The organism is Streptomyces sp. NPDC057743, assembly GCF_042798755.1.
Classification (GTDB): Bacteria; Actinomycetota; Actinomycetes; order Streptomycetales; family Streptomycetaceae; genus Streptomyces.
Genome location: NZ_JBHVJX010000067.1, coordinates 1 through 22,060, shown reverse-complemented (window position 1 = coordinate 22,060; position 22,060 = coordinate 1). Strand labels below are relative to the sequence as shown.

Sequence of the window (22,060 nt, the reverse complement as noted above, 5' to 3'; positions counted from 1 at the left end):
GGGGTGGGGGTGCCAGACGTAAAGCGAAGCAGTCTGGCACCCCCACCCCGCAGGACCGTCACCGCACCCCAAAAGCCCCGCGCAGCGGACAAGACCACTCGACCCGCCCCGCGCCGCAGGCGCGATCGGCACCCCGCACGGCGGGAAAGCCAACCACGTGGGAAGCCAGGCCAAGCGCAGCGGACCGGCGGGAAAGCCAACTACGTGGGCCGGAGCGCCTCAAAGAGCAGGTGCGACCACTGCGTGACCACCCGCCCCCGCCGCCCCGAATCGTCCGTGAGGAGATTCGCCAGGCCCAGCCCACGGGCCATGTCGAGGAGGCCCTGGACCGTCTCGCGGACGCCGGGGACGGACTCGTCGGCGTCCAGGAGGGCCACCGCCGTGCGGTGCGCCTCGCGGCCGACGCGGGCCTCCAACGCGGTGACGCGCTCGCGGAGTTGGGGCTCGTCGGAGGCCGCCACCCAGAGGTGGAGCGCGGCGCGGAAGAGGGGGCCGGTGTAGAGGCCGACGAGTTCCTCGACGATGCGCGAGGTACGGGCCGGCGACCCGGCCGGAGGCAATTCGTGGGCCAGCGCCGCCTTCAGCGCGCTCTGCCGCTTCTCGGCGACGTGCTCGACGGCCGCGGTGAACAGGTCCTCGCGGGTGCGGAAGTGGTGCTGGGCGGCGCCCCGGGAGACGCCGGCCCGTTCGGCGACGACCGAGACCGTGCTGCCGGTCCAGCCGCGCTCGGCGAGGCAGGCGACGGCGGCCTCCAGCAGCCTGAGCCGGGTGGCGCGGCTGCGCTCCTGCTGGGGCTCCTTGGTGCCCCGGGCGGGGGTCAGCGCGCCCATGCCGGGGCCCGTCGTTCCAGGAAGGCGGTCATGCCCTCGCGGGCCTCCGCGGAGCCGAAGAGCCGCGCGGACTGTTCGGCGAGCGCGTCGGTGTCGCGGTCGAAGGCGGCCAGGACCTGGGCCGTCACCAGCTTCTTGGACTCGGCCAGCCCCTGGGGGGAGCCCTTGCGCAACCCGTCCAGGAGGGGCGCCAGTTCGGCGTCGACGTCGTCGGCGGCCAGGGTGACCAGGCCGATCCGGGCCGCCTCGGTGGGGCCGAACTTCTCGCCGGTGAGGTAGTAGCGGGCGGCGGCCCGGGCGTCCATACGGGGCAGCAGGGGGAGCGAGATGACCGCCGGGGCGAGGCCGAGCCGCGCCTCGGTGAAGGCGAAGGTGGTCTCGGGGCCGGCGACGGAGAGGTCGCAGGCGCCCAGCAGGCCGAGGCCGCCGGCGCGGGCGTGGCCGGTGACCCGGGCGACGACCGGTTTGGGCAGTTCCACCAGGGTGCGGAGCAGGCCGGCGAGCGCGCGGGGGCCGTCCTGGGCTGCGCCGGCGGTGGCCTCGGAGAGGTCCGCGCCGGCGCAGAAGGTGGTGCCGGCGTGGGTGAGCACCACGGCCCGGACGGCGTCGTCGGCGGCCGCGTCCGCGAGGGCCCGGTGCAGCTCGGCGACGAGGCGGGTGGAGAGGGCGTTGCGGTTGTGGGGGGAGTTGAGTGTGAGGGTGGTGATTCCGCGCTCGTGGGCGCGCTCCACGTCCGTCATCGGGGCGTCGAACTCCTTTCCCTGGCGCGCAGTTCGCGCCGGAGGATCTTTCCGGTGGTGGCGCGCGGGACGCTGTCCAGGAACTCCACCCGGCGCACCTTCTTGTAGGGGGCGACCCGGCCTGCAACGTAGGCGATGACCTCGTCGGCGGTGAGGGCGGCCCCCTGTTGGCGTACCACGAACGCCTTCGGCACCTCGTTGCCGTCCTCGTCCAGGACGCCGATGACGGCCGCGTCGGCGACGGCCTCGTGGGCGAGCAGCAGCGCCTCCAGGTCGGCGGGGGCGACCTGGTAGCCCTTGTACTTGATCAACTCCTTGACGCGGTCAACGACATGGAGCCAGCCGTCGGCGTCGATCCGGCCGATGTCGCCGGTGTGCAGCCAGCCGTCGGCGTCGATCATCGCGTCGGTCTCGGCGGGGCGCCCCAAGTAGCCCTTCATCACCTGCGGTCCGCGGATGAGGATCTCGCCGCTCTCGTCCGGGCCGAGGTCCCGGCCGGTCTCCAGGGAGACGATGCGCGCTTCCGTACTGGGCAGGAGGGTGCCCACCGTGCCCGGTGGCGGGGCGGGGGCGTCGGGCGGTACGACGTGGGTGCCCGGGGAGAGTTCGGTCATCCCGTACGCCTGGAGGACGGTGGGCAGGCCCAGCCGGCGGGCGCAGGCGGCGGCGAGGTCGGCGTCCAACGGGGCGGCGGCGCACACCAGGCGCTTGAGGGAGGTCAGGTCGAACGCGTCGACCAGCGGGTGCTTGGCGAGCGCCAGGACGATCGGGGGCGCGGCGTAGACGTCGGTGATGCGGTGTTCCTGGATGGCGGTCAGGAACTGGCCGAGGTCGAAGCGGGGCAGCACGACGACGGTGGCGCCGTTGCGGAGGGGGGCGTTCATCAGGGCGGTGAGGCCGTAGATGTGGAAGAAGGGGAGTGTGGCGAGGATGCGGTCCTCGGGGCCGTTGGCCATCAGCGGCGCCAGTTGGGCGAGGTTGGTGGCGATGTTCCGGTGGGTGAGCATCACGCCCTTGGGGGTGCCGGTGGTGCCGGAGGAATACGGGAGCGCGGCGAGGTCGGTGGTCGGGTCGATGGCCGGGTCGGGCTCCGGGTCGTCGCCGTCGAGCAGGTCGAGGACGGAGCGGTGGCCGTCGGCGCGGTCGCAGACGAGGATCTCGGCGATGGTGCCGGCCAGTTGGGCGGCGCCGCGGGCGGAGTCCAGCAGGGCTGCCACGGTGACGATCCGCGTCGCCCCGGAGTCCTTCAGCTGGCGGGCGAACTCGGCCTCGGTGGCGAGCGGGTGGACGGTGGTGACCGCCGCGCCACAGCGGGAGGCGGCGTAGAACACCACGGGGAAGGCGAGGGAGTTGGGGCTGTGCAGGGCCAGCACGTCGCCCTTGCGGAGCCCCGAGGCGGCGAGCGCGGCGGCCAGCCGGCGGCTGTGCCGGTCGAGCCGGGCGTAGTCGAGGGTGGCGCCGGTGAGGGCGTCGACGAGGGCGGGACGGGTGCCGTGGGCGGCCGCGCGCCCGAGGACGGCCTCGTGGATCGGTAACTCCACGGGGGCGACGTCGGGGTGGGCGCTGCGGAAGACGTGCGGGCGGTGGGGCGTCGGGGGCGCCATGGGGTCCTTTCCCTGGGGCTGCGGGGGTGCGGCGGGGCCGCAGGGACCTTCCTTCCCCTGGGGCGGGCGGTGGTACGCCGCCCCGTTGGCGCCGGGGCCGGCGTCCCACGGCCCGTTTCCTCAGTACGACTTGGGCAGCCCCAGGGACTGGTGCGAGACGTAGTTGAGGATCATCTCCCGGCTGACCGGCGCGATCCGCGCCACCCGGGCGGCGGTGATCAGGGACGCCAGCCCGTATTCCCGGGTGAGGCCGTTGCCGCCCAGGGTGTGCACGGCCTGGTCGACGGTGTGGACGGCGGCCTCGGCCGCGGCGTACTTGGCCATGTTGGCGGCCTCGCCGGCGGCCACGTCGTCGCCGGCGTCGTAGAGCAGCGCCGCCTTGCGCATCATCAGCGCGGCCAGCTCCAGTTCGATGTGGCACTGGGCGAGCGGGTGGGCGAGGGCCTGGTGGGCGCCTATCGGCTCCTTCCACACCTGGCGGGTGCGGGCGTAGTCGACGGCCCTGGCGAGCGCGTAGCGGCCCATGCCGAGGGCGAACGCGGCGGTCATGACGCGCTCGGGGTTGAGGCCGGCGAAGAGCTGCAGCAGCCCGGCGTCCTCGTCGCCCACCAGGGCCTCGGCGGGCAGCCGCACATCGTCCAGGGTCAGCTCGAACTGCTTCTCCGGGGCGGCCAGTTCCATCGGGACCGGGCTGCGGCCGAAGCCGGGCGTCTCGCGCGGGACGATGAACAGGCAGGGCTTGAGGCCCGGTGCGGCCCCGCCGGTCGATGCTGTCTCGGTGCGGCCGACGATCAGGGTCGCCTCGGCGATGTCGACGCCGGAGACGAAGATCTTCCGCCCGTTGAGCACCCAGTCCCCGCCGTCCCTACGGGCGGTGGTGGTGATCCGGTGGGAGTTGGAGCCGGCGTCCGGCTCGGTGATGCCGAAGGCCATCTTGCGGCTGCCGTCGGCCAGCCCCGGCAGCCAGCTGCGCTTCTGCTCCTCGGTGCCGAAGCGGGCGATGACCGTGCCGCAGATCGCCGGCGAGACCACCAGCATCAGCAGCGGACAGCCAGCCGCGCCCAACTCCTCCAACACCAGCGCGAGTTCGGTTATTCCGGCGCCCCCGCCGCCGTACTCCTCCGGGAGGTTGACGCCGAGGTAGCCGGCCTTGGCGGCCTCCCGCCACAGCTCGTCGGTGTGCCCGCCGTCGGCGACGACGGCCGAGAAGTACTCCCGGCCGTAGCGCTTGCCGAGCGCGGCGACGGCGGCGCGCAGGGCGCGGTGTTCCTCGGACTCGATCACGGGGTTGCTCAGGGCGTTGCTCATGACGGCTCCTGGGGCGGTGAGTTAAGTGCCTACGGGTAACGGGGCCGCGGCGCGGTCCCGTTGGGCGCGCCGTTCAGTCGGTGACGACGGCGAGCAGCGTGCCCACCTCGACCTGTTGGCCCGTGCGGGCGGGGAGGGCGGTCAGCGTGCCGGCCGCCGGTGCGGTGATCTTGTGCTCCATCTTCATGGCCTCCAGCCACAGCAGCACCTGGCCGGCCGTGACGTGGTCGCCCTCGGCCAGCCCGTCCGCGATCCGGACGACCGTGCCCGGCATCGGGGCCAGCAGCGAACCGGGCTCCCTACGGGTGGAGGGGTCCGGGAACCGGGGCAGCGCGGTCAACGCCCGCGCGCCCAGGGCCGAATCGACGTACACCCGGTCTCCGTACCGGGCCACCGCGAACGTCCGTCGCACCCCGTCGACCTCCAGCACCACCTCGTCCGCGGCCAGGCCGAGCAGTCGGACGCCGGGGAAGCCCTCGGCGGCGAGCCCGTCGCGCCCGAGACGGTAGCGGACCTCGTGGACGGCCTCCCCGTGGGCGTAGCGCTTGGTCTGCGGGCCAGCGGGGACGTTGCGGAAGCCGCCGAAACGGGAGCGGCCGTGCGCGTCGGCGAGCGCGGCGGCCAGCGCGCAGAGCGCGTCGCCGGCGGTCTCCGGGGCGGTCAGGGCGCCGAGGTTGCGGTCGTAGAACCCGGTGTCCAGGCGGCCGGCGGCGAATTCGGGGTGCCGCAGCGAGCGGACGAGGAGGTCCCGGTTGGTGACCGGGCCGTGGAGCGTGGCCCGTTCCAGGGCGCCGGCCAGCTTGCGGACCGCCTCGGCGCGGGTGGGCGCCCAGGCGATGACCTTGGCCAGCATCGGGTCGTAGTGGACGCTGACCCGATCGCCGTCCCGTATGCCGGAGTCCAGCCGGACGCCGCCCGGTACCTCGATCCGGTGCACGGTGCCGGTCCCTGGCTGCCAGTCGGCCGCCGGGTCCTCCGCGTAGAGCCGGGCCTCGACGGCGTGGCCGCGCGGCTCGGGCAGCGCGTCCGGCAGCGGTCGGCCCTCGGCGACGGCCAGTTGGAGGGCCACCAGGTCGAGCCGGTAGATCTCCTCGGTGACCGGGTGCTCGACCTGGAGCCGGGTGTTCATCTCCAGGAAGTACGCCCGGCCGTCGCCGGACACCAGGAACTCGACGGTGCCCGCGCCCCGGTAGTCGATGGCCCGCGCGGCCTGCGCGGCGGCCCGGTGCAGGGCGTCCCGCAGCGCGTCGGGCAATCCGGGGGCCGGGGCCTCCTCGATGACCTTCTGGTGCCGGCGCTGGAGCGAGCAGTCCCGGGTGCCCAGCGTCCAGACCGTGCCGTGCGCGTCGGCGAGCACCTGCACCTCGACATGGCGCCCGCCCTCCACATACGGCTCGACGAAGACCTCACCGTCCCCGAACGCGGCCGCCGCCTCCGCCCGTGCGGATGCCAACTCACTTTCCAAAGCGTCCAGTTCACGCACGATCCGCATGCCCCGCCCGCCTCCACCGGCCGCCGCCTTCACCAGCAGCGGCAGGTCCCCCGCACCGGCCGCGGCCGGATCGACCGGCGCCAGCAGCGGCACCCCCGCCGCCGCCATCAGCTCCTTCGCCCGGGTCTTGGACGCCATCGCCGCGATCGCGGCCGGCGGCGGCCCGACCCACACCAGCCCCGCGTCCGCCACCGCCGCGGCGAACTCATGGCTCTCGGAGAGAAACCCGTACCCCGGGTGGACCGCGTCCGCCCCGGCCGCCAGCGCCGCCTTGACGAGCAACTCGCCACGCAGATAGGTCTCCCCGGCCGCCTCGCCCGGCAGCCGGACCGCGACGTCCGCCTCCCGCACATGCGCGGCGCCGGCGTCCGCGTCGGAGTACACCGCGACGGTGGCGATGCCCAGTTCGCGGCAGGTGCGAAAGATCCGCCGGGCGATCTCCCCGCGGTTGGCGACGAGCACCGAACGGATCTCACCGGTATCGGTCATGGTCACGGGAACCTCACATCCGGAAGACGCCGAAGCCGCCCCGCGCGCCCTCGACCGGCGCGGTGTGGACGGCGGACAGGCACAGGCCGAGGACGGTGCGGGTGTCGCGCGGGTCGATGACGCCGTCGTCGTACAGCCGCCCGGACAGGAACATCGGCAGCGACTCGGACTCGATCTGCTGCTCCACCATGGCGCGCAGCCCCGCGTCCGCCTCCTCGTCGTAGGGCTGCCCCTTCGCCGCGGCCGAGGCGCGCGCCACGATGGAGAGCACCCCGGCGAGCTGCTGCGGCCCCATCACCGCGGACTTGGCGCTCGGCCAGGCGAACAGGAACCGCGGGTCGTAGGCGCGCCCGCACATCCCGTAGTGCCCGGCCCCGTACGAGGCGCCCATCAGGACGGACAGGTGCGGTACCCGCGAGTTCGACACCGCGTTGATCATCATCGCGCCGTGCTTGATGATGCCGCCCTGCTCGTACTCCTTGCCGACCATGTAGCCGGTGGTGTTGTGCAGGAAGACCAGCGGAACGTCCCGCTGGTTGGCCAACTGGATGAACTGCGCGGCTTTTTGGGACTCCGCGCTGAACAGCACCCCCTGCGCGTTGGCCAGGATCCCCACCGGATAGCCGTGCAGCTGCGCCCACCCGGTCACCAGGCTCGCCCCGTACAGCGGCTTGAACTCGTCGAAGTCCGACCCGTCGACGATCCGCGCGATCACCTCCCGCGGGTCGAACGGCGCCTTGAGGTCGCCGGGCACGATCCCCAGCAGCTCCTCCTCGTCGTACTTCGGCGGCTCGACGGGCCCCGGATCGGCGTGCGCATTGCGCCAGTTGAGCCGCGCCACCACCCGCCGCGCCTGCCGCAGCGCATCGGGCTCGTCGAGGGCGAAGTAGTCCGCCAGCCCCGAGGTCCTGGCGTGCATCTCGGCCCCGCCCAGCGATTCGTCGTCGCTCTCCTCGCCGGTCGCCATCTTCACCAGCGGCGGCCCGCCGAGGAAGACCTTGGCCCGCTCCTTCACCATGATCACGTGGTCCGACATCCCGGGCACGTACGCGCCCCCGGCCGTCGAGTTCCCAAAGACCACCGCCACCGTCGGAATCCCGGCCGCGGACAGCCGCGTCAGGTCCTTGAACAGCGCCCCACCCGGGATGAAGATCTCCTTCTGACTGGGCAGATCAGCCCCACCCGACTCCACCAGGCTGACCACCGGCAACCGGTTGGCGAACGCGATCTCATTGGCCCGCAGCGCCTTCTTCAGCGTCCACGGATTGCTCGCCCCGCCGCGCACCGTCGGATCGTTGGCGGTGATCAGGCACTCCACGCCCTCGATCACCCCGATACCGGTGACCAGCGACGCACCCACCGCGTAGTCGCTGCCCCACCCCGCCAGCGGCGACAGCTCCAGGAACGGCGTGTCCGGATCCACCACCAGCTCGATCCGCTCCCGGGCCAGCAACTTGCCCCGCCCGCGGTGCCGTTCGACGTACTTCTCCCCGCCACCCGCCAGCGCCTTGGCGTGCTCCCCCGCCACCTCCGCCAGCTTCTTACGCATCGCCGCCCGCCGCTCGCCGTACTCGACGCCGGCGGTGTCCAACGCGCTCCTCAGCACCGTCACAGCAACACCTCCGGTATCTCCACATGGCGGGAGCGCAGCCACTCCCCCAGCGCCTTGGCCTGCGGGTCGAACCGCGCCTGCGAGGCGACCCCCTCCCCCAACAACCCCTCGACGGTGAAGTTCACCGCCCACAGATTCGGCAACACCTCGCGCCGCACCGCCAACCCGGCGACCTCCGGCAGCAGTTGGCGCACTCTCTCGACGGTCAACTCATGCGCCAACCACCGCCACGCGTCCTCCGTCCGGACCCACACCCCGACGTTCGCCGCCCCGCCCTTGTCCCCACTACGGGCTCCCGCGACGGCCCCTAGGGGAACCCGCCGGGTCGGCCCGTCGGGCAACGGCACCGGAAGTTCAGCGGCCACGTCGTCGCTCAACTCCCCTACGGGAGCGGCCGCGTGAGCAACCTCCACCCGTGCCCCATCCGGCAGGACGGCCACCTGAGGCACCTCCGTCGCCGCCACATACGCCGCCTCGCACACCCCGTAGGGGGCACCCTTCCCCGGCGGCGCCGTCACATGGAAACCGGGATAACTGGCCAACGCCAGCTCGATCGCCGCCCCGCTCACCGCCCGCCCCACGGCCTCCGGGTCCGGATCCCGCACCACCAGCCGCAGCAGCGCGCTGGCCTCCTCCTGCACCCCCGCGTCCACCCGATCGGTCCGCGCCAGCGACCAACTGACCACCTCCGGCCGGCGCTTGGCCCGATCCAACGCGTCCTCCACCTGCCCCCGCACCAGCGCCGCCTTGGCGTCGATGTCGAGCCCGGTGAGCACGAACACCACCTCGTTGCGCCAGCCGCCCATCCGGGTCAGCCCGACCTTCAGCGTGGCCGGCGGCGCCTCCCCCCGCACCCCGTCGATCCGCACCCGGTCCGGCCCGGCCTCCGCCAGCCGCACGGTGTCCAACCGCGCCGTCACATCCGGCCCCAGATAGCGCGCACCGCCCGTCTCGTACAACAACTGGGCGGTCACCGTCCCCACGGTCACCGCACCCCCCGTCCCCGGATGCTTGGTGATGACGGCACTGCCATCCTCCTGCACCTCCGCCACCGGAAACCCGGGCCGCCGCACGTCCCCCAACTCCCCGAAGAACGCGTAGTTCCCACCCGTCGCCTGCGCCCCGCACTCCAGCACATGCCCCGCGACCACCGCGCCCGCCAGCCGGTCGTAGTCGTCCGCCGCCCACCCGAAGTGCGCCGCGGCCGGCCCACTGACCAGCGCCGCATCCGTCACCCGCCCGGTCACCACGACGTCCGCGCCGGCCCGCAGACACTCCGCGATCCCCGCACCCCCCACATACGCGTTGGCGGTGAGGACCCCGTTCCCCCACCCCCGCCCCATCAGGTCATCACCCTCGACATGCGCCACCCGCACCGGAACCCCGACCCGGTCCCCCAACCCCCGCAATTCCTCCGCGAGTTGGGCCGGATTAAGTCCCCCCGCATTGGTAACGACCTTCACACCACGCTCGACGGCGAGCCCCAACCCCTCCTCCATCTGCCGCAGGAACGTCTTGGCGTACCCCAGCCGCGGATCCCTCAGCCGGTCCCGCCCCAGGATCAACATCGTCAACTCGGCCAGGTAGTCCCCAGTCAGGACATCCAGCGCCCCACCTGTCAGCATCTCCCGCACGGCCTCGAACCGGTCCCCGTAGAAACCGGACGCGTTCCCGATCCGCAACGGCTCCCGGGCGCCCGTCACCGGCGCACCTCCCCCGGCGCCCGCCCGGCCCCCGCCGGCCCGGCGAAGGACTGCGCGACCCCGAGCCACCGCTCGGCCTCCGCCCCCACCGCCACCAGCGACACATCATCCCGATGCACCCGCTGCGTCACCAACAGACAGAACTCCCACGCCGTCCCACTCACCCGCTGCCGAGCGTCCTCCGGCCCGAACACCCACTCCTCCCCACCCGGACCGACCAACTCCACCCGGAACTCCCCCTCCGGCGGCGTCAGTCCACGCACCGCATACGCGTAGTCCCTGGCCCTGACACCGATCCGCGCCACATGCCGCAACCGGGCCGTCGGCACCCGCCGCACCCCCAGCGCATCCGCCACGTCCTGCCCGTGCGCCCAGGTCTCCATCAACCGCCCGGTGGCCATCGACGCCACGCTCATCGGCGGCCCGTACCACGGCAGTTTCGCCCCCGGCGACTGCGCCCCCAGCACCTCCACCAACTCCGCCCGACTCGCCCGCCACCGCGCCAACAACTCCCCGGGCGCCAACCGGGCGCCCCGCTCCGCCCCCTCATCCACGAACGTCTCCGGCGCCGCCAACGCCGCCTCGGCCTCCCGCCGAAACCCCTCGGGGTCCACCGCGGACTGCACCGCCCGCTCATCCGTCCACAACAGGTGCGCCACCTGATGCGCGATGCTCCACCCGACGGCCGGCGTGGCCCGCCGCCACTCCCCCTCCGGCAGCCCCGCCACCAGCCCGTCCACTTCCTCACCCTCGGCCCGAAGATCCTCAAGGACCTCCCGAACCTCCCGCGGATCGGCCATCGCCCGGTCTCCTCATCCACGCCGAAAGCCCATCTCCCTTACGGGCAGGGCTCGTTGACAGCTGCGGTGATGCGGCCCCGAGCGTGCCAGCGCAACCAGAAACAATCAAGCACGCCTGCATGATTTTCTGCCATGGCGCGCCGAGGGACCTCTCGGCACGCCGACCCTGCGCCCCGAACTACCTCCGGGCAGGCGCGACTTCACCCACGTAGCGCACGAACGCCGCCCAGGCAGCGGGGGCGAGGGTCAGGTGGGGGCCGCTCTCGTCCTTGGAGTCGCGTATGTGTATGGCACTGGACTGAGCGGCCACCTCCACGCAGTCGGCAGCCTGCGGGCCGCTATAGGTGGACTTCATCCACGTCAGTTCGCTCTTCATACCTCACCAGCCAACTTCCTGATGAATTGCAGGGATTCGTCGAGGTCTAGCGCCTGGGTTCGGATCATGTCATAGCGCTGCGCCATACGACTGACCTTCTCGCGGTCGGATACGAGCACGCCGTGAGCCTGCCCTTCAACGTAGACCACGGTGCGTTGATCAGGCATTTCCAGCAGGGTCATCGCGCCGTCCAACCCGGGATGTGCCACGTTCGTCGGCATGACCTGGACGGACACATTGCGTAGCTGTACCCACTCCAGCAGCTTCTGCAATTGCTCCCGGTGCACCTTTGCCCCACCCATCGGACGCTCCAGCGCGGCCTGTTCGACGACAAAGTGCACTGCGGGGCGGTCATTACGAGTAAGCATCGCTTGGCGATCGAGCCTCGCAGACACCAGCCGGGCCAGCTCATCCTCCGTGAAGGCTGGGATATACCAACCAATCACCGCCCTTGCGTACTCCTCCGTCTGCAGCAGCCCCGGCACACAGTGCGGGTCGTACGAATACCGCTTCGTGCACTCCTTCTCCAGCTTGGGCAGGTCCCGGAAGAACTTCGGATACCGCACCTCTTCCAGCAGTGGGATCGTCTCCCGCAACACGCCTCTGGCACCCAGCAGTTCGTCTGCGCGCTTCACCGTCTCCGGTTCCGGGATGCGCTGGGCCAGTTCGTAAGCCTTGATCGTGTGCGACGCGTAACCAAGTTGCCGCCCGAACTCCTCACGGCTCAATGAAGCCAGTTCGCGGAAGAGCTTCAACTGCTTCCCGAACACCCGCAGCGCCACCGGAACCCGCTCGTCAATACCGTCTGCGTACACCATGCCTCCCCGGACCAAGCTACGCATACTCTCCGTATGCGCCTCCTCACTTTCCACGCTACGCAGACCCGTCGACGCTAGGAGGCATGAATCAGCAGAACCCCTCATCCGGGGACAGTGCTTTGGCCCAAGGACAGCAGGCGGCACAGGAGTTGGCGTCGGCGTTAGCGACAGCCGGGTTCGTCTTTCCGTCGCTCCGCGGCGGGTATCCCGTTATGGAACGGGGGCGGGTCGAACTGGGCGGAATTTCCGCTTCCGAGGTGTTCCGGTTGGCCGCCTGGATTCGTGAGCGTACGGAAATGCGCCGCGGGCGGCCCCGGTGAAGATCAGCCCGCGTCGGATGACGCTCTCCGTCTACCGGGTATCGGCGACCGGCAAGCGCACCCCGCTCCGTACCGTCGTCGTCCGGGCCGACGACCCCACCCAGCTCGTCGACGACATGCCGGGCCGCTTCCCACCTTGCGCCTGTCCGACGTGCAGGCCCACCGGCGGAAAGTCGGCAACGGCGTAGGCCGGAGGGGATGTCCCGGGGTGCGCCCGCAGGATCTGGAGCAAAGCCCCGGGTATTCCTCACCCACAAACCAGAGGCGCCCGCACCGAGGACGTACCCCGGGACAGCCCCTCCGGCCCCACCCACCACGGGAAGCCGAAGGCCACCGCAACCGGCACGGCGGGAAAGCCGACAACGTGGGAGGCCCAACAGGCCCCAAACCCCCTCAGCGCCGCGCCCCGCTCAACACCGCCCCCGCACTGGCCACCACCACCAACCCAATGGCCACCAACTCCACCCACCCCAACGCCTGCCCCAACACCAAGAACCCCGCCGTAGCCGCCGCAGCCGGCTCCAGGCTCATCATCACCGCGAACCCCGACGCCGGCAGCTTCCGCAGCGCCAACAACTCCAATGTGTACGGCAGCACCGACGACATCAACGCCACCGCCGCCCCCAATCCCACCGCCACCGGATTCAACAACGCCGCCCCCGCACTGGCCACCCCCAACGGCAGGCTCAACACCGCCGCCACCGTCATCGCCAACGCCAACCCATCGGCCTGCGGGAACCGTTGCCCCGTCCGCGCCGACAACAGGATGTACGCGGCCCACAACCCACCCGCGGCCACCGCACACCCGGCCCCCACCAGATTCAGCCCATCGAACCCCGCACGCCCCAACAACCCCACGCCCCCCAGCGCCAGCAACGCCCACACCACACTCAGCAACCGCCGCGACGTCGCCACCGAAAGGATCAACGGCCCCAGGAACTCCAACGTGACCGCCGCCCCCAACGGAATCCGGTCGATCGCCTGGTAGAAGAGCGAGTTCATCCCGGCCAACGCGACCCCGAAGGCCACCACCGTCGCCCAGTCCCCCCGCCCATAGCCCCGCACCTTCGGCCGGCACACCACCAGCAGCACCAACGACGCCACGACCAGCCGCAGCGTCACGACCCCCAACGCCCCGGCCCGCGGAAACAGCAGCACCGCCACCGACGACCCGAACTGCAACGACACGATCCCGCCGATGACCAACGCCACCGACCCCAACCGCGCCCGCGCCGAAGCCGCACCGCCACCGCTACCACCCACCCCATGCGCCGCGGCCTCCGCCTCGGCCGACAGCACCTCGGCCGACGCCGGCACGGAAGAGGAAGACGAAGACGCAGCAGAAGGCAACGAAGCGGCAGAAGGCGACGAAACAGAAGCGGACGACGAAGCCTCAAAGGGCCCGGGGGAAGCATTCACACCCCCACGCTAAGGCCCACCATCCGGCACCTGAAATGCCTTTTCGCCCGCTGTTATGCTCCGCACGCATGAGCGTCTACGCTCCCCACGCATGACCATCGAGCTGCGCCATTTCCGCTGCTTCCTCGCCATCGCCGACACCCTCAGCGTGACCCGCGCCGCCGAACGCCTCCACCTCACCCAGCCCGCCGTCTCCCGCACCCTCCGTCAGCTTGAGGAGACCCTCGGCACCCGCCTCGTCGAGCGCACCACCCACCGCCTCACCCTCACCCCGGACGGCCTCGCCTTCCGCGACCAGGCGGCCCTCGCCGTCTCCGCCTTCGACCGCGCCCTGGCCCACGGCGGCCACCCCACCGGCTGGCCACTCCGCCTGGGCCACGCCTGGTCCGCGGCCGGCGCGGACACCACCACGCTGCTGCGCCGCTGGCACGAGGAACACCCGGACACCCCCCTCGAACTCCTCCGCATCGACGACCGCACGGCCGGCCTCGCCCGCGGCGACGTCGACGCGGCCCTCCTCCGCGGCGACGTGCACGCCCCCGGCCTGGTCACCGAGCAGCTGACGACCGAGCCCCGGGTGGCCGGCCTCCCCGCCGACGACCCCCTGGCCACCCGCCCCGCCCTCTCCCTCGCCGACCTGGCCCACCGCACCCTCGCCCTGAACACGGTCTCCGGCACGACCACCCTGGACCTCTGGCCCCCGGACGCCCGCCCCGCCTCCACGCTCACCATCGGCAACACCGACGACTGGATCGCCGCCATCACCGGCGGCCGCGCGATCGGCGTCACCACCTCGGCCACCGCCGGCATGCACCCGCACCCGGCGATGGCCTACGTCCCGCTGACCGACGCCCCACCCGTCCCGGTCGTCCTCGCCTGGCGCGACGGCCCCGGACACCCCCGCATCCCGGACCTGGTAACCCTGGCCCACGAGGTCCTGGGCTAGCCCCGGTCCGCCGGATCAGGGCCGGACAGGCCCCAGCACCACCCCCCAACGACCGGCAGACGCACACATCCCAACAGCCGCACAAATCCCAACAGCCGCGCAGAGACCAACGGACGCCAGGGACCAACGGACGCGCAGAGAACGACGGATACACCCCGACACCGTCCCCACCCCTCCCCTTACCGCTCCCCCTCGCCCAACCCCTCCGCCAGCACCTCCGCGAGATGCCGCCCCCGGCGCCCGCCGAGTGGGGCGCGGTCTCCCAACTGGGTCAGCTGCGTCCGGCAGGAGAAGCCGTCGGCGAGGAGCTCGGCGCCTCGGTCCGCGGCCCGTACGGCGGGCAGGAGTTGGTCCTCGGCGCAGGCGACCGAGACGTCGTAGTGGCCGCGCTCGAAGCCGAAGTTGCCGGCGAGTCCACAGCACCCACCGCTCAACCCACCCTCCAGACCGGCCCGTTCGCGGAGTCGACGATCGGCGGCGTCGCCGAGCACGGCGTGTTGGTGGCAGTGGGTCTGGCCGGCGACCGGCCGGTCGAGGCGGGGCGGGTCCCAGTCAGGGGCCAGCTCCTCCAGCACCTCCGCGAAGGTGCTTACGGAGGCGGCGAGTTGGGCAGCCCTGGGGTCGTCGGAGAGCAGCTCCGGCAGGTCGGCGCGGAGGGCGGCGGCACAGCTCGGTTCGAGGACGACCAGGGGCCGGCCGGGGCGCACCAGCGGACTCAGCGCCTCCACGGTGTGCCGCATCACGGCCCGGGCCTGGGTGAGTTGGCCGGTGGAGACGTAGGTCAGGCCGCAGCACAGGCCGGTGCGGTTCAGGCGCGGCAGCGGAAGCGAGGAGCGCGTACCGAGAGGGGCGCTGGGCGGCAGCAACGGGCGCAGCCCGGCGGCCTCCAGGACGCGGACGGCGGCGCGTCCCACCTCCGGGGAGAGGTAGTTGGTGAAGGTGTCGGGCCAGAGCACAACGGTCCGCTCCCCCACCGAGGCACCCGCCGTGGCGCCCCCCGCCCGCCACCGACGCCACCACCACCGCCGAAACGTCTCCCGGGCCAGCTCCGGAATCTCCCGCTCCGGCGCGATCCCGGCCACCCGCTTGGCGACCTCGGCCAACGGCGTGTGGGCCAGCGCGTTGAGGACCGGCGCCGCGGGGGCGGCGGCGCGCAGCCACTGCGGCAGGCGGCCCAGGGCGTAGTGGGCGGCGGGCCGCAGCCGGCCCGCGTAGTGGTGGTGCAGGAACTCCGCCTTGTAGGTGGCCATGTCGACGCCAACGGGGCAGTCGCTGCGGCACCCCTTGCAGGAGAGGCAGAGGTCGAGGGCGTCGCGCACCTCCGGGGACCGCCAGCCGTCGGTGACCACCTCGCCCGCCAGCATCTCGTGCAGCAACCGGGCGCGCCCGCGCGTGGAGTGCTGCTCGTCGCCGGTGGCGCGGAAGGACGGACACATGACGTCCGTCGACCCCGAACCCAGCGCCTCCGTACGGCATTTGGCGACGCCGACGCAGCGCCGCACCGCGGCCGAGAAGTCGCCGTCGTCGTGCGGGTAGCCGAACTCCACCGGGACCGGCCCCTTGGGCAGCGGGGCGAAGCGGAGGTTGGCGTCGAGGCGGGCGGGGCGGACCAGGATGTCGGGGTTGAGGCCGGCGGCGGGGTCCCACAGGTCCTTGAACCGCCCGAAGAGGCCCACCAGTTCGCCACCGTACATCCGGGGCAGCAGCTCGGCGCGGGCCTGTCCGTCGCCGTGTTCGCCGGAGAGCGAGCCGCCGTGCGCCACCACCAGGTCGGCGAGGTCGCCGGAGAACTCCCGGAAGCGGCGGATGCCGGGCGGGGTGAGCAGGTCGAAGTCGATCCGGACGTGGATGCAGCCGTCCCCGAAGTGCCCGTAGGGGGTGCCGCGCAGCCCGTATTGGGCGAGCAGACCCCGGAAGTCCCTGAGGTAGGGCCCCAGTTGGGCGGGCGGTACCGCGCAGTCCTCCCAACCGGGCCACGCCTCGCTGCCGTCCGGCATCCGGGTCGCCGTACCGGAGGCGTCCTCGCGGATCCGCCAGAGGGCGCGCTGGCCGGCCGGGTCGGTGACGACGAGGTGGTCGCCGGCGCCGTCCGCCCGTGCCGCGCGGCACAGCGCCTCGGCCCGGGCGGCGGCCTCGGCGGGGCTCGTCCCGCCCAGCTCGACGAACAACCAGGCGCCACCGGCGGGCAGTTGGGCCGCGCCCGCTCCGACGAGGTCGGTGGCCATGCCCTCGACGGTCAGCGGGGAGTGCGGCAGCAGGGTGTGTGCGGCGTCGGCGGCGGCGCCCTCGTCGGGGTAGCCGAGGACGGCCAGCGCACGGGCGGCGGGCGCCTCGACGAGCCGGACGGTGGCCTCGGTGAGGACGCCGAGGGTGCCCTCGCTGCCGGTGAGGGCGCGGGCCAGGTCGGTGCCGGCCTCGGGGAGCAGCGCGTCCAGGGCGTAGCCGGAGATGCGGCGCGGCAGGCCGGTGGGGTAGCCGGTGCGCAGCAGCGCCAACTCGCCGTCCACCAGCGCCCGGACGCCGTCCCGCAGCCGCGGCGGGAGGCCGGTGGGGCGGCCCTCGGGGTCGGTGCCACGGCCGGCCCGCACCGGCTCGCCCCCGTAGGTGAGCAGGTCCAGGGTGTGGACGTTGTCGGCGGTGGTGCCCCAGGCCACCGAGTGGGAACCGCAGGAGTTGTTGCCGATCATGCCGCCGAGGGTGCAGCGGCTGTGGGTGGAGGGGTCGGGGCCGAAGGTCAGGCCGTGCGGGGCGGCCGCGGCCCGGAGGTCGTCCAGGACGACTCCGGGCTGGACGACGGCGGTGCGGGCCTTGGGGTCGAGGGCGACGATCCGGCGCAGATGGCGGGTGAAGTCCAGGACGACGCCGGTGCCGGTGGCCTGCCCGGCGATGCTGGTGCCGCCGCCGCGCGGCACCACCGGGACGCCGCGTTCCCGGCAGACCTTCAGGGCCGCGGCGACGTCCTCGGCGTCCCGGGGCGCGACCACCGCGTCCGGGACCCGCCGGTAGTTGGACGCGTCCATCGTCATCAGCGCCCGGTCCCCGGCAGCGGCCGAGACCTCGCCCCGTACCGCGGCGGCCAGTTCGCGCGCCAGGTCCCGCCGGGCGGCCGCCGCCCGCTCGGTCCCGGGCCGGCCCGTGCGGTGCCCACCGCCGCTCCGCCCGCCCGCCTCTGGCCCGCCGTCCTCGTACTTGTCCGTCTCCGTGCGATCAGCCATGCCCCCAGACTGCCCACTAGGGGGCGTCCCGGATCAAGGGTCGGGGCCGCGACGGGCGGACGGTCTTCGCCCCGCCCCGCCACAACGCCCGCCATCCGGGGCCACCGCGCCTACACCCCGTCGTACACATGGCAGCGGAACACGTTCTCCGGATCGTGCGCCGCCTTGAGCGCCGCCAACCGGGCACGATCCGGCGCGCCATGGGTGCTGCGCCCCACCTCCGCGGCGTCCGCCCGCCCCCGCTGCGCGCCGAGCACGAAGTTCACGCTCCGGCCCAGCCGCCAGGGCTCGACGGCGCCCAACGCCTCGGCGTGCACCGCCCGTACGGTCGCCAGATCACCCTCGGGGTCGGCGGCGCCCAGCGGCGACAGCACCCGCAGCGCGAACCGCGCCTCCCGGTGGCCCACCGCCCCGGCCGGGCCGCTCGCCAGCGCGCCGCCCAGGTGGTTGAGCTGCGTCACCACCATCACCGGCGCGGCCGGCCCGGTCAGCGCCGCGACCCGGCGCAGCGCCGCCGCGTCCAACCCGTCGAGCAACGCGTTGTCGCCGTCGTAGGCATGCGGGTCGCTGGGGTCGCGGTGGATGGTGTCGGACTCCGCGTACGGCATCTCGCGCAGCTCGTCGCGGACCGCCGGGCCGACCGCGCGCAGCGGCGCCACCAGCCGCTCGCCCTCCTTGGCACCACCGACGAACGCGATCCGCATGTGCAGCAGATGACGGCCACGCAACGCGGCGGGCACCTGCGGCAGATCGGGATAGACCAGCAGCCCGAGCGAGGAGGTCACGGTGTCCGGAACGGTCTCGGTCCAGCGCAGATACGCGGTCAGCGCGTCGTCGATCTGCTCCGCGCCGAACACCAACTGCCCACCGTAGAGCCGGGAGACGGGCAGCAGCCCGAACTCCATGCCGGTGACCACGCCGAGGCCGTGCCCGCCGCCGAGCAACCCCCAGAACAGCTCGGGGTCGGTATCGGGGGTGACCCTCACCTGCCGGGCGTCGGCGGTGACCAGGTCCAGGGCGCGGACGTGATCGGCGGCGAACCCGTAGGTGCGGGCCAGCAGCCCGACCCCGCCCCCGAGGGTGTACGAGACCACGCCGACGCCGGGCGAGGACCCGTTGAGCGGCGCGAGCCCGTGCGGCGCGGCGGCCGCGACGACCTGCCCCCAGACGGCGCCCGCCTCGACGCGTGCGGTGCGCGCCGCCGGATCGACGGTGACGCCGCCCATCCGCCGGGTGCTGATCAACAACCCGCCGTCGGCGGCCGCGGCGAGCCCGTGCCCGGTGGCCTGGACGGCGACCGGCAGCCCCTGCGCCCGAGCGAAGCCGACCGCGGCCGCCACGTCGTCCGCGTCCAGCGCGCCGACGACGACGGCCGGCCGGTGCCGGTAGCCGGTCTGGAACCCCGACCGTTCGGCGTCGTAGCCGTCGTCCCCGGGCCGGAACACGGGTCCACGGACCCGCCGCACGAGGCCGGCGAGGGCGGTGGGGGCGAGAAGGACATCGGGGGCGAGGGATGCATCGGTCGTCGTCATGCCCCGCACTCTCGACGGATAACTTGACAGCCACCGTCATATATAAAATCCGACGGAAAACCGACTTCCGACGACGACCGCCCCGCCTGCTCCCCGCCTCCTCCCTCGGGCCGAACGCCCCCAGAAATCCAGGACGTTGCCGCCGTGAAGTCCGACCGCCTGCTCGCCATCCTCCTGCTCCTCCAGACCCGCGGCCGGGTCCCGGCGAGCGAGCTGGCCGCCCGCCTGGAGGTCTCCACCCGCACCGTCTACCGCGACATCGAGTCGCTGTCGACGGCCGGCGTGCCGGTCTACGCCGAGCGCGGCCGGCACGGCGGCATCGCACTGCTGCCCGGCTTCCGCACCGACGTGACGGGACTGACCACCGACGAGGCCCGCGCGCTGTTCGTCCTGGCCGCGCAGGGCGCGCACCACGCACTCGGCCTGGACGACGCGCTGGGCTCCGCGCTGCGCAAGGTGATGGCGGCGCTGCCGGCCCCGCACCGCCCGGCCGCCGAACTGGCCGGTCGCCGCGTCCTGGTGGACCCCGACCGCTGGCTCACCGGCCCCCGCCCCGCGGTCGACCTGGACGAGCTACAGACCGCCGTCTTCACCGACCGTAGGCTGCGCATCCGCTACCGCCACAGCGGCGAAACCCGACAACGCACCTACACCGTCGACCCCTACGGGCTGGTCGCCAAGGCCGGCACCTGGTACCTGGTCGCCGACCGGCGCGGCCGACCGCAGCTCTTCCGGGCCGACCGGGTCGCGTCGGCGACCCTCCTCGACGTCCCGGTGCGGCGCCGCCCGAACGTGGAACTACCGGACCTCTGGGCGCAACTCCGGCAACAGGTCGAGGAGCGCCCGGCACCGGTGCGGGTCACCGCCCGCATCCGCCGCGACCGACTGGACCTGGCGGTCCGCATCCTCGGCCCGGCCCTGACCGCGCCCCCGCGGACCGACGACGCCACCGACTGGGCCACCCTGGAGCTCGGCTTCCCGGTCCTTGCCGCCGTCCGCCAACTCCTCCAGTTCGGCGACTCCTTGGAGGTCCTGACCCCACCCGAGGCCCGCCGGGTCCTCGCCGAAGCGGCCGCGGCGCTCTCCGCCCTCTACGCGTCCTGCGACGCAACAGACCGCCCATAACGCCCCCTACAACAGGTCACACCAAGCCACCCCCCTCACACCCCGCGTCCACACTCCGAATGTCGCTCATCTCACCGGCTGGACGCTCCACCCGGCGCCCGCACGACCCCTTAGGCTGCCCCTCGTGGCTGATATCCAGATCCCCGCTGACATCAAGCCCGCCGACGGACGCTTCGGCGCGGGCCCCTCCAAGGTGCGTACGGAGGCGCTGGACGCGCTGGCCGCCACCGGTAGCTCCCTGCTCGGCACCTCGCACCGCCAGGCCCCGGTCAAGAACCTGGTCGGCAAGGTGCGCCAGGGCGTGCGCGACCTCTTCCAACTCCCCGAGGGTTACGAGGTCGTTCTCGGCAACGGCGGTTCCACCGCGTTCTGGGACATCGCGACCCACGGACTGATCGAGAACAAGTCGCAGCACCTCTCGTTCGGCGAGTTCTCCTCCAAGTTCGCCAAGGCCGCCAAGCTGGCGCCGTGGCTAGCCGAGCCCACCGTCATCACCGCCGACCCCGGCACCCACCCCGACCCGGTCGCCGAAGCCGGCGTGGACGTCTACGCGTTCACCCACAACGAGACCTCGACCGGTGTCGCCGCCCCGATCCAGCGGGTGGCCGGCGCCGACGAGGGCGCCCTGGTCCTGGTCGACGCCACCTCCGGCGCCGGCGGCCTCCCGGTGGACATCATCCAGACCGACGTCTACTACTTCGCCCCCCAGAAGTCCTTCGCCTCCGACGGCGGCCTCTGGCTCGGCGTCTTCTCCCCCGCCGCCCTGGAGCGCGCCCGCGCCATCCACGCGTCCGGCCGCCACGTCCCGGAGTTCTTCTCGCTCCCCACGGCGATCGACAACTCCCTGAAGAACCAGACGTACAACACCCCGTCCCTCGCCACCCTCTTCCTGCTCAACGAGCAGCTGGAGTGGATCAACGGCCAGGGCGGCCTGGACTGGGCGGTCGCCCGCACCGCCGCGTCCTCCCGCGCGCTCTACGACTGGGCCGAGAGCACCAAGTACGTGACCCCGTTCGTCACGGACCCCGCGAAGCGGTCGCAGGTCATCGGCACGATCGACTTCACCGACGACGTGGACGCGGCCGTCGTCGCGAAGGTGCTGCGCGCCAACGGCATCGTCGACACGGAGCCGTACCGGAAGCTGGGCCGCAACCAGTTGCGGGTCGCGATGTTCCCGGCGATCGACCCGGCCGACGTGCAGGCCCTCACGGCCTGTATTGACCACGTCGTCGGGCGTCTGTAACTACCTGGCGCCTGCGCTTGGCTGGCTTCCCACGTTGTTGGCTTTCCCGCCGCGCGGGTTGCTGTTCTTTGCGCCTGCGGCGCAAGAGCGTTGATCCGCTGCGCGGGGCTGTCGGCTGCGGTGACGGGCCTCCGGGGGCGGCATGCCAGACTGCTTCGCTTTACGTCTGGCATACCGCCCCCTCCGACCCGTCCCCTCCCGTGGGAAGGGTGGTTGTCTCTGGGTGGGTGGCTGGGGTGACTGGTCCCCTGACGACCGTCGCCTCGTCGCTGAGGCAGCCCGTCCTCTGACGGTCACCACTCAACCGTGCGGCCTGAGTTGGCCCACCGGCAGAACGTGGCACCCACCGTTTTCACCCACCCCCAACGGGAGGGGACGGGCCGGAGGGGTGGGGGGGGCCGACGGAAATCGAAGCAGTCTGGGCCCCCCCCCCCCCCCGCCCCGCACCCCCCCCCCCACAACCCCCCCCCCCGGCCCCACAAACCCCC

17 protein-coding genes are annotated in these 22,060 nt (G+C 72.9%); 4 read left to right on the top strand and 13 right to left on the bottom strand.

Annotated elements, in window-relative coordinates; all coding sequences use genetic code 11:
- Positions 1-200: 200 nt before the first annotated feature.
- From ACFVFQ_RS37205 to ACFVFQ_RS37160, 10 genes are all read right to left on the bottom strand, one after another.
- Positions 201-830, bottom strand: coding sequence for a TetR/AcrR family transcriptional regulator (locus ACFVFQ_RS37205; protein ID WP_383424946.1), 630 nt, complete (start codon positions 828-830; stop codon positions 201-203).
- A complete protein-coding gene (locus tag ACFVFQ_RS37200; protein ID WP_383424944.1) occupies positions 818-1,570 on the bottom strand; it encodes an enoyl-CoA hydratase family protein in 753 nt (250 codons plus the stop codon). The genes ACFVFQ_RS37205 and ACFVFQ_RS37200 overlap by 13 nt, the downstream gene beginning before the upstream one ends.
- A complete protein-coding gene (locus ACFVFQ_RS37195; RefSeq protein WP_383424942.1) occupies positions 1,567-3,174 on the bottom strand; it encodes an AMP-binding protein in 1,608 nt (535 codons plus the stop codon). The genes ACFVFQ_RS37200 and ACFVFQ_RS37195 overlap by 4 nt, the downstream gene beginning before the upstream one ends.
- Before the next feature lie 120 nt (positions 3,175-3,294).
- Positions 3,295-4,482, bottom strand: coding sequence for an acyl-CoA dehydrogenase family protein (locus ACFVFQ_RS37190; RefSeq protein ID WP_383424940.1), 1,188 nt, complete (start codon positions 4,480-4,482; stop codon positions 3,295-3,297).
- A 73-nt stretch (positions 4,483-4,555) separates the two neighbouring features.
- Positions 4,556-6,463 (bottom strand): acetyl/propionyl/methylcrotonyl-CoA carboxylase subunit alpha, encoded by a 1,908-nt coding sequence (locus ACFVFQ_RS37185; RefSeq protein WP_383424938.1) that lies wholly within the window; start codon positions 6,461-6,463, stop codon positions 4,556-4,558.
- 13 nt (positions 6,464-6,476) lie between these two features.
- Positions 6,477-8,075, bottom strand: coding sequence for an acyl-CoA carboxylase subunit beta (locus ACFVFQ_RS37180; RefSeq protein ID WP_383424936.1), 1,599 nt, complete (start codon positions 8,073-8,075; stop codon positions 6,477-6,479).
- Complete coding sequence (locus ACFVFQ_RS37175) at positions 8,072-9,778, bottom strand: acyclic terpene utilization AtuA family protein (protein ID WP_383424933.1); 1,707 nt, start codon at positions 9,776-9,778, stop codon at positions 8,072-8,074. The genes ACFVFQ_RS37180 and ACFVFQ_RS37175 overlap by 4 nt, the downstream gene beginning before the upstream one ends.
- A complete protein-coding gene (locus ACFVFQ_RS37170; protein WP_383424931.1) occupies positions 9,775-10,578 on the bottom strand; it encodes a TIGR03084 family metal-binding protein in 804 nt (267 codons plus the stop codon). The genes ACFVFQ_RS37175 and ACFVFQ_RS37170 overlap by 4 nt, the downstream gene beginning before the upstream one ends.
- 178 nt (positions 10,579-10,756) lie before the next feature.
- Positions 10,757-10,933 carry a DUF397 domain-containing protein gene (locus ACFVFQ_RS37165; RefSeq protein WP_383424929.1) on the bottom strand — a complete coding sequence of 59 codons (177 nt, stop codon included), beginning with the start codon at positions 10,931-10,933 and terminating at the stop codon, positions 10,757-10,759.
- Positions 10,934-10,950: 17 nt separating this feature from the next.
- Positions 10,951-11,772, bottom strand: a complete 822-nt coding sequence (locus ACFVFQ_RS37160; RefSeq protein ID WP_383424927.1) for a Scr1 family TA system antitoxin-like transcriptional regulator — start codon at positions 11,770-11,772, stop codon at positions 10,951-10,953.
- A gap of 316 nt (positions 11,773-12,088) precedes the next feature.
- Here ACFVFQ_RS37160 and ACFVFQ_RS37155 point away from each other — a divergent pair, with 316 nt between their 5' ends.
- Positions 12,089-12,280: a hypothetical protein gene (locus ACFVFQ_RS37155; RefSeq protein ID WP_383424923.1), complete on the top strand. Its 192-nt coding sequence runs from the start codon at positions 12,089-12,091 to the stop codon at positions 12,278-12,280.
- 205 nt (positions 12,281-12,485) lie between these two features.
- Here ACFVFQ_RS37155 and ACFVFQ_RS37150 read toward each other — a convergent pair whose 3' ends face one another.
- On the bottom strand, positions 12,486-13,409 hold the full coding sequence (locus ACFVFQ_RS37150) for a DMT family transporter (RefSeq protein ID WP_383424921.1): 924 nt from the start codon (positions 13,407-13,409) through the stop codon (positions 12,486-12,488).
- Between the two features lie 193 nt (positions 13,410-13,602).
- On the opposite strand from ACFVFQ_RS37150, the gene ACFVFQ_RS37145 reads away from it, so the two are divergent.
- On the top strand, positions 13,603-14,457 hold the full coding sequence (locus ACFVFQ_RS37145; RefSeq protein ID WP_383424919.1) for a LysR family transcriptional regulator: 855 nt from the start codon (positions 13,603-13,605) through the stop codon (positions 14,455-14,457).
- Positions 14,458-14,636: 179 nt separating this feature from the next.
- On the opposite strand, the gene ACFVFQ_RS37140 is transcribed toward ACFVFQ_RS37145, so the two are convergent.
- Both ACFVFQ_RS37140 and ACFVFQ_RS37135 read right to left on the bottom strand, forming a co-directional pair.
- Positions 14,637-17,672, bottom strand: coding sequence for an FAD-binding and (Fe-S)-binding domain-containing protein (locus ACFVFQ_RS37140; RefSeq protein ID WP_383424917.1), 3,036 nt, complete (start codon positions 17,670-17,672; stop codon positions 14,637-14,639).
- 110 nt (positions 17,673-17,782) lie between these two features.
- Positions 17,783-19,204, bottom strand: coding sequence for an FAD-binding oxidoreductase (locus ACFVFQ_RS37135; protein WP_383424915.1), 1,422 nt, complete (start codon positions 19,202-19,204; stop codon positions 17,783-17,785).
- A 144-nt stretch (positions 19,205-19,348) separates the two neighbouring features.
- Here ACFVFQ_RS37135 and ACFVFQ_RS37130 point away from each other — a divergent pair, with 144 nt between their 5' ends.
- Both ACFVFQ_RS37130 and serC read left to right on the top strand, forming a co-directional pair.
- A complete protein-coding gene (locus ACFVFQ_RS37130) occupies positions 19,349-20,329 on the top strand; it encodes a helix-turn-helix transcriptional regulator (RefSeq protein WP_383424913.1) in 981 nt (326 codons plus the stop codon).
- A 124-nt stretch (positions 20,330-20,453) separates the two neighbouring features.
- Positions 20,454-21,572: a phosphoserine transaminase gene (gene serC, locus ACFVFQ_RS37125; protein WP_383424911.1), complete on the top strand. Its 1,119-nt coding sequence runs from the start codon at positions 20,454-20,456 to the stop codon at positions 21,570-21,572.
- The last annotated feature ends 488 nt before the right edge of the window (positions 21,573-22,060 follow it).

Coding starts and splice junctions, on each gene's coding strand:
- ACFVFQ_RS37135 (WP_383424915.1), bottom strand. CDS start 19,204: ATGACGACGACCGATGCATCCCTCGCCCCCGATGTCCTTCTCGCCCCC.
- ACFVFQ_RS37170 (WP_383424931.1), bottom strand. CDS start 10,578: ATGGCCGATCCGCGGGAGGTTCGGGAGGTCCTTGAGGATCTTCGGGCC.
- ACFVFQ_RS37145 (WP_383424919.1), top strand. CDS start 13,603: ATGACCATCGAGCTGCGCCATTTCCGCTGCTTCCTCGCCATCGCCGAC.
- ACFVFQ_RS37185 (WP_383424938.1), bottom strand. CDS start 6,463: ATGACCGATACCGGTGAGATCCGTTCGGTGCTCGTCGCCAACCGCGGG.
- ACFVFQ_RS37195 (WP_383424942.1), bottom strand. CDS start 3,174: ATGGCGCCCCCGACGCCCCACCGCCCGCACGTCTTCCGCAGCGCCCAC.
- ACFVFQ_RS37200 (WP_383424944.1), bottom strand. CDS start 1,570: ATGACGGACGTGGAGCGCGCCCACGAGCGCGGAATCACCACCCTCACA.
- ACFVFQ_RS37160 (WP_383424927.1), bottom strand. CDS start 11,772: ATGGTGTACGCAGACGGTATTGACGAGCGGGTTCCGGTGGCGCTGCGG.
- ACFVFQ_RS37165 (WP_383424929.1), bottom strand. CDS start 10,933: ATGAAGTCCACCTATAGCGGCCCGCAGGCTGCCGACTGCGTGGAGGTG.
- ACFVFQ_RS37190 (WP_383424940.1), bottom strand. CDS start 4,482: ATGAGCAACGCCCTGAGCAACCCCGTGATCGAGTCCGAGGAACACCGC.
- ACFVFQ_RS37140 (WP_383424917.1), bottom strand. CDS start 17,672: ATGGCTGATCGCACGGAGACGGACAAGTACGAGGACGGCGGGCCAGAG.
- ACFVFQ_RS37205 (WP_383424946.1), bottom strand. CDS start 830: ATGGGCGCGCTGACCCCCGCCCGGGGCACCAAGGAGCCCCAGCAGGAG.